This is a genomic window from Vibrio sp. 10N.261.52.A1, from assembly GCF_002876325.1.
Lineage (GTDB): Bacteria > Pseudomonadota > Gammaproteobacteria > Enterobacterales > Vibrionaceae > Vibrio > Vibrio chagasii.
In genome coordinates this window covers 1-6,758 of the sequence record NZ_MCYD01000103.1, presented here as the reverse complement: position 1 = coordinate 6,758, position 6,758 = coordinate 1, and the positions used below count along the sequence as shown (strand labels likewise).

The window sequence follows — 6,758 nt, the reverse complement described above, 5'->3', positions numbered from 1 at the left end:
GATTTAAGTCTTTTATTTTAGATAGAGGTGAATGTAATGAAAAACGTGAATGTAATGAAAAACAATGCGCTCACTACCGTGAGTTTTTTGCTTCTCCCTCTACTCGGTTGTCAGGAGGAAGGAGAGGTACAGAAGGAATTTGTCGAAAAGAAAGTCTTTGCTAGAGAATTGCGCCTCTCACAACATGAAATGGTTAGTTTCTCAGAAATAGTGAAGAGTAGACCTCAAACAACCAACAGCAATGAACCTATAGAGTTTGAAGTCATGTCAGGAAAAGAGTTCGTAAAACTGACCAAGGATAAGAAAATCATCGTACTCCAAGATGGTGACGTTCAGCTAAAAAATAAACGGAATGGCGATTTATACTACTTAAAAATTGATTCAAAGGACTTAAGTACGCATTTTTTAAACATCGCTTTCATCGATTTATACACGGGACTCGTGCTGACTGAAGATGTACTTACAGTAGGACACCGTTACGCCTTAGGTATGTCTAGCCGCTTTCCATTTAAGCAGAGCGATGTACAATTGAAGACCCGGTTAGAGAAACTCGCCCAACAAGATGCCGTCGGTAATATCTTCCTTACGCCTACCGAGGAAAGTCTTCAAGACGAAGAAGAGTCACGTTTAATACAAATCCAAGTGAACGGTCGGCAGTACGCGAAATATTTTAAAATACAACAAAAACCGATAAGTGGAAGCAAGCTAATTGCTGATCCTCAAAAGCGTTTCTTACCTGTTGGAGCAAAAGTTGCCCCTTTGGTTTCGTATGTTAACGCGGACGGCAAGGTTCACCCTATTAGAGCGGAGTTGTTAACTTATGTCATTGAAGAGAAAGCATTATCTCTGGCAGAACTCCACGATTTTCTGTCTGATCCTAGGAACATAGGACGTCATGAGATCTTAGTTAAACACCCCAATCTAGTTGAGGCGGCGAGTTTAAATTATGAATTGGTGACGTTGGGTGAGTTTGTGGCCATGTTCGGAGTCACTGTCAATCTGCCATCTTTCCCAGAAACATTACAAGCACATGTCGATGTGCCATATCGTCTTCTTATCACAAGCAACGGAATAGATATCACATCCTTAGTCGAACTCGAAGTAAGCCCTGACGGGGCTGGGAGGATTGAAGACGGCTTTCTTATGGTGTCTGACAAGACGAAAGAAACCTTTTTAGTCTCTGTCTCGATTAACGGGAGTAAACTTTCTTCGTACCTACCGCATCATACCGATTACTACATAGTGAATGTCGATAAAACAGATCTACGGTTAAACCTTACTGTAGCAGATGGCCTTTACACGAGAGGGAATAAAGACTTGCCCGCCCGTTTATTATTGAATGACGTTAATGTCACTAACCGTAACCTAAAGGTTGAATTCATTAACTCCGTCGGTGAAACCGTCCCCGGAAGTGAAGGCAAAAAAGCATGGTCAACCTGCAATTTGAGTTTCTCTGATCCATGGGCAATGGTTCTTTTTGATGACAACATTTATGGAGTGCCAGGAAATCAAACACTTGAATCATTGTTCACGTTTGACTGTCGTGAAAGAGATTATATCAACCCCATCCAAGCTATCGATTTTGTGGCGATAAGCAGTATGGAGATTCAGGAGGTGATAACCCCATATGGCGCACCTTCATTAAAACACTTCGCAGAGAATGGTACTTATAGAGTATCGTATGATAAATTTGGTCAGCAAGCCGTTCAGATTAATGTCTCTCCCTATCTGAAGGACATTTTCAATCATTACAGCAAAAACTGGCTGATAGGGCCGTACACAGTGTCAGGCTCTGAAGAGCTCATTGTAGATTCACGGGGAAACCTAACGTTTTTAGACAGTTTCCAACCAACCCTCCTAACCCTCCAATTTCAAGGGGAGGAACAAATAACCTATGATATTGAGGTTGATTACAACAGTATCGAAGCATCTGATACTCACATCTATAATCAAAATCATCATTCCATGACTCTTGCCAAAAATATTGAATTAAATGGTCAACAGCTATCTTTGGCTGATATCCCTTACCTAAAATACTCGGTGCCAATCACGGTAAGTGCGATAAGTGAAGAAGGTGAAAATACAGATATTACTTCTTATATTCAGTTTAAGGCCGATAAAAACACTGAGAATGATGCCATCATTTTAAGCGGTAATCGGTTGTACATGAACACTCAAGGGCCAGCGGGTCAATATCAATTTAACTTGTTCGATAAAGATTACAGGCAAGAGTTATCAAGCGTCATTTTTAACGTCGTCGATACGATGAAAATACATCTCATTAGAGGTCCAGCTTTAAATACGCCAATTCCCGTAGGCTCAATTGGACGCTTGGCATTTAAAAGAAAAGATGGGTCAGATTACGAAATCCTTCTCAATCGAACGACTTCTTACTTAAGGGCTTATCAATACCTGTCTGCGATGTATAGCAACATTTTTTCGAAATCAGGGGGGAATATTTTACCAATAGATGTTAATACCAATACAATCAATACAATAGGTTCATATTATCGAAATGGCTTTGGTATTAGTGATAATCTTATGGCTGAACTGGAACAACCCATTCAATATGACTTTGAGATTATCGATCCATCAGGAAACTTGTTATTTACACAGTCCCACTAACTGATTATCGGTCGATTAACAAAGAAATAGACTAAGAATGCCGTCTAGAGCGGCATTCTTTTCTAAATAATCATCCTCGATGTACTCAATATCCCAATAAAAATAGAGAGGTTGCGAAATAAAGATGGTCTATTGTTCGACGATCAATTTAACGATGGCGGGATGGTTACTCTTTCTGGAGTAGTACGTTTGGGCTCTTGTCATTATCTAATCCTCTTAGGTAACGTAGGACCATTTCATTACTTTTCCAATCCCCTAATTGAATCAATTGCGTTAAGCTCAGACCGGCATGGTAGCCATCTTGTAGGGCACCAACACGGCTAGAGTGACCACTCCATACATCCCTATGTCCGTCACCTGAGATGACAATATCTCCACTCTCCAACAAGACCTCATGCGCGCGCTGATAGATTCGGTCTATCGTCATACCGGACATTGGTGTTTGCCGGTATCCGGCAGGGCGAGAGCCCTTAACCGTGAGCCAACAAAACACAAAGTCTTCATCATCTAAGCACGTACAGTAAGTGTCCAAATAGCATTTGACTATGGATGAAAAATGTCCGGTCAAACGCTTAGGCTCAGGACTGATTGTTGTTTTAGATGTGACACGTTCGATATTCAAATCACCATTTTCTAAGAATTTAATGTGCTTTTTGCGGATTTTACCGACTTCACCCTCACGGAGCAATGTACCGTAAGAGAGGGTTAACACCGCGAGATCTCGAAATGGTACTGCGCGCTTTTTGTTTCCCCATACCTCCATCAGGTGGGTTAAGTGATGTTTTCTGAATGGCTTGGCTTGCAGTTCAATCACTTGCGATCCAGTGATTTCCATTTCATCTTTTGGTAATGATTTAAAGAAAGTGGCGATGACCGGAAGCTTGGTGATGTCATCAGTATTCATGATTTTATGGAACAGGCTAAGTTGAGCTCTATATTGTTTTAGTGTATTAATTTTTATGCTCTGGGAGAGCTTGAGTTCTTTGAACCAGATCAGCAACACAGGGGCATGAATGGGGAAGCTATAGGCCTCTTTCGATTTGCAGTAGACATCCCATTTACGAATAACGAACGCAAGCATCCTTAATGTGTGTGTACTTAAGCCGCCGCGATGTTCTTCAAATTCACGCAAATGGGTTAAAACGGGAGGTAATGATGTCCAATCAGGATCAAAACTATCGGTTAGATCCGGAAAGTTAAGTTTAAATCGACTCAGTTTTTCTTTTTGCTCTTCCCACTGTTGGAGCGTTTTTTTTGTGCTTTGAAATTGTGACAGTGTCACTTGAGGTTGTTTTCTCGTTGGGAGGTTTGAGTGGGACATGTCATAACTTTCAGGCAAATAGTGTGATATAACTGTAATTATATCACACTATGTTTTGATACCAAATGCACCAGCGAATGACGCATTAACTCACAACAAAATCATCGCTTGGTATCTGATTAATTAGTCATAAATTATAAATGGGTCCGCTCTATTCACCACTGACCAAGGGCATTTAATTTTGAGGGGGATATTGATGCATAACGTCGTTTGTTATCACTCAAATTTCTTAATTATTTTCAAGAATAGTGTCTGCGATGTGCTTCGAAAGATCCTTAGGCAAGGTCGTACAAACTTGTCACTGCGAAATGATGGCGTGGATCTCAATCGATTGAGATAGCCGAAAGGCTTGCTCACGAAGATGAAAAACGTCCTGTTAAACGCTTAGGCTCAATACTAACGGTTGTTTGGAGGTGACACGTTCGATATTTAAATCACCATTTTCTAAGAACTTAAGGTGATTTTTATGAATTTTCCTGACCTCACCCTCACGGAGCAATGCACCGTAAGAGAGGATTAACACCGCCAGATCTCGGAATGGTATTGCGCGCTTTTTGTTTTCCCACACATCCATCAGGTGGGTTAAGTGAGGTTTTCTGAATGGCTTGGCTTGCAGTTCAATAACTTGAGAGCCAGTGATTTTCATTTCATCTTTTGGTAATGATTTAAAACGGCTGTTTGAATTTAGTGCTACATTGAATATTACATGAAAATCCTACTTCAAAAGGAACTGAACCCCCGTCCGCTTATTCTTTTATGTAGCCTTATTCTAGCGATATAGACCAAAATATTCTAATAAGGTGTAATGAAAATTGTCTAATGATTTTCCTTCAATCTACACAAATCATGGTTCTTAAAACCCTTCTGCAAGTAGCTTAAGAAAGCTCGATACCTCTTCATTTGTGAACTTAGACTCATGCTTCATCTCTCGGCTAAGAACATCCATCAACGCCTCTTTCTTAAATAACTCATCTTGTAGAAACGTTTCAGTTTGTTCTGAAGCTATAGCTGCGATATCAGCCCCAAGCTTACAAGCACTGGCTTTCAGTTCATCATATTCTTGTGCCTCCATGAAACCGTCGTCGTAGAGAGCATTAAAGACAAAAGGGATCTTACTATATGAGCTGATAAGATATAGGAGATCTGTCGCATCTTTTTTTCGCTTATCACTTTCTCTGTCTAGCCAAGCAACCAACTTTAAGAGTGCTACTCCAGCAGGACCGCAAACAGGCAAGATTAACTCTGGCTCTTCTTGCACTAGAACTTGCCACGCGTTGTCTAATGCTTCTTGAAACCCTAACACATTCATCACAAAGTCTCCTTTAGGAGGCCAAGCGATGTTGTTGTCATCGGCGATCTCTCCAAATGGAACGATGTCTAGTTCCCAAGGCATGCCGTCACTACATTCCCTATGAAAACGGTGACTTACCTGTTTATCTTGGGTGAAGCCTACGGCAATCAAATTTATGGCTAGATTATGGAACTGATCCCAAGATTCCACGCAGATGCCAAAGTCCACATCTCTAGTACCTCGTTCGATTTTCGCGTCAAATCCATGAACGAGCACGAGATCGCGAGCCATTGCTCCAACAATCATATAAGGGATAGTTAACTTTTGAGCTTCAGTGTTAACATCGAAGTAAAGCTCAGTAAGGCCTTTAGGGAACTTCTTGTCAATAGTGATGTAAGTATTGGTCATATAGCTTATCTGCAACCTCAAGGTTTCTGACATTGTCTGACGCTAATAGCTCAGCATAAACAATTAAAGGGTTAACTAAACTTTCTAGGGGGCCTTTTAAAATCTCTAATTCTGTAAATGGCTCGACTAACTCTATTTGTACAGAAGAGTGCTCATCTTCACGAACCTGTTTTAAACGCCCGTGTCGTAACAATAACTGGTGATTTTCTTTGGAGATGTATACACGTGCTTTGTTTGAGTTTAAAAAGTGGGTGTATCGATCGGCTGCTGCATCCCCACCAAGCAATGCATTGCATTGACTTAACAATTTGTCACTATACCAATCGATATTGCCTGTCGTGTATTTGATTGTAGGGCGACTTTTTCTTAACAGATAGCCATACTCTTTTGCCCACTTCTGCATAAGATTTGTTCCTTTCAGAAGCGTTTTTCTGTCCTTGTCAATGTAACCCTGACTGTCTAAATCAAGCATGACATCCCCTATTGTACCAAGGGAGACATTTGAGGCTTTTGCTAATTCTCGATAAGACCACGTGATAGCTTTAGGATTACTTAGTAATACATATATGACCTGTAAGCCTTTCTTTCCAAAAGCCTTTCCTAGAACTTGTTTTTCTTTTGGTATGCTATGAGTTTTCGGTTTGTTGCCTTTGACAAAGATAAAGAATCTGTTTTGGTTAAGATATGCATTTCCGCAGTGATCGATAAATTGTATTTGGGCATCCTTTAATCGTTCAGCTAAAGCTGGATTTATATAGCTTGTCAGAAAAACGTACTGGGAAGGCGATTGATACTGAGTTTTGTAATTTGCTATCTGTACCACTGTCAATGGTGTTTTTTGAGCCACACAGTGAATGAATAAAGGTAATTCAGAGAATTGATAGTCAACTATTCCTGCAATGCCATGTTCTGCGCTATGAAGGATCTCCATGCTTTGAACTGGAATGTGGTATTCCTCACGTAGTCGTGAGTATGCATCTTCAAGAAACTCACTTTCAGTGAAGTGAGGTTTGTGATTATTCATCCTTTGCTCCCGACTCCAACATAGTCTGTATAAGATATCTTATGTTCATTTCTAGCATGTGTACATTTTAAATGAACACTCCCTAAAAG

Annotated in this window: 5 protein-coding genes; 1 reads left to right on the top strand and 4 read right to left on the bottom strand. The window is 40.4% G+C overall.

The window, feature by feature from the left end; all coding sequences use genetic code 11:
• Window positions 1–36 precede the first annotated feature (36 nt).
• Complete coding sequence (locus BCT81_RS01360) at window positions 37–2,625, top strand: hypothetical protein (protein WP_102423046.1); 2,589 nt, start codon at window positions 37–39, stop codon at window positions 2,623–2,625.
• Between the two features lie 166 nt (window positions 2,626–2,791).
• Here BCT81_RS01360 and BCT81_RS01355 read toward each other — a convergent pair whose 3' ends face one another.
• From BCT81_RS01355 to BCT81_RS01340, 4 genes are all read right to left on the bottom strand, one after another.
• Entirely contained in the window at window positions 2,792–3,946 is a 1,155-nt protein-coding gene (locus tag BCT81_RS01355; RefSeq protein ID WP_102423045.1) for a tyrosine-type recombinase/integrase, read from the bottom strand.
• Between the two features lie 376 nt (window positions 3,947–4,322).
• Entirely contained in the window at window positions 4,323–4,592 is a 270-nt protein-coding gene (locus BCT81_RS01350) for a hypothetical protein (RefSeq protein ID WP_055320218.1), read from the bottom strand.
• Window positions 4,593–4,799: 207 nt separating this feature from the next.
• On the bottom strand, window positions 4,800–5,645 hold the full coding sequence (locus BCT81_RS01345) for a nucleotidyl transferase AbiEii/AbiGii toxin family protein (RefSeq protein WP_102423044.1): 846 nt from the start codon (window positions 5,643–5,645) through the stop codon (window positions 4,800–4,802).
• Window positions 5,620–6,669 (bottom strand): type IV toxin-antitoxin system AbiEi family antitoxin, encoded by a 1,050-nt coding sequence (locus BCT81_RS01340; protein WP_055320220.1) that lies wholly within the window; start codon window positions 6,667–6,669, stop codon window positions 5,620–5,622. The genes BCT81_RS01345 and BCT81_RS01340 overlap by 26 nt, the downstream gene beginning before the upstream one ends.
• Between the last annotated feature and the right edge of the window lie 89 nt (window positions 6,670–6,758).

What these genes read in the sequence shown, in the direction of transcription:
- BCT81_RS01360 (WP_102423046.1), top strand. Translation starts at nt 37, where the DNA reads ATGAAAAACGTGAATGTAATGAAAAACAATGCGCTCACTACCGTGAGT.
- BCT81_RS01340 (WP_055320220.1), bottom strand. Translation starts at nt 6,669, where the DNA reads ATGAATAATCACAAACCTCACTTCACTGAAAGTGAGTTTCTTGAAGAT.
- BCT81_RS01345 (WP_102423044.1), bottom strand. Translation starts at nt 5,645, where the DNA reads ATGACCAATACTTACATCACTATTGACAAGAAGTTCCCTAAAGGCCTT.
- BCT81_RS01355 (WP_102423045.1), bottom strand. Translation starts at nt 3,946, where the DNA reads ATGTCCCACTCAAACCTCCCAACGAGAAAACAACCTCAAGTGACACTG.
- BCT81_RS01350 (WP_055320218.1), bottom strand. Translation starts at nt 4,592, where the DNA reads ATGAAAATCACTGGCTCTCAAGTTATTGAACTGCAAGCCAAGCCATTC.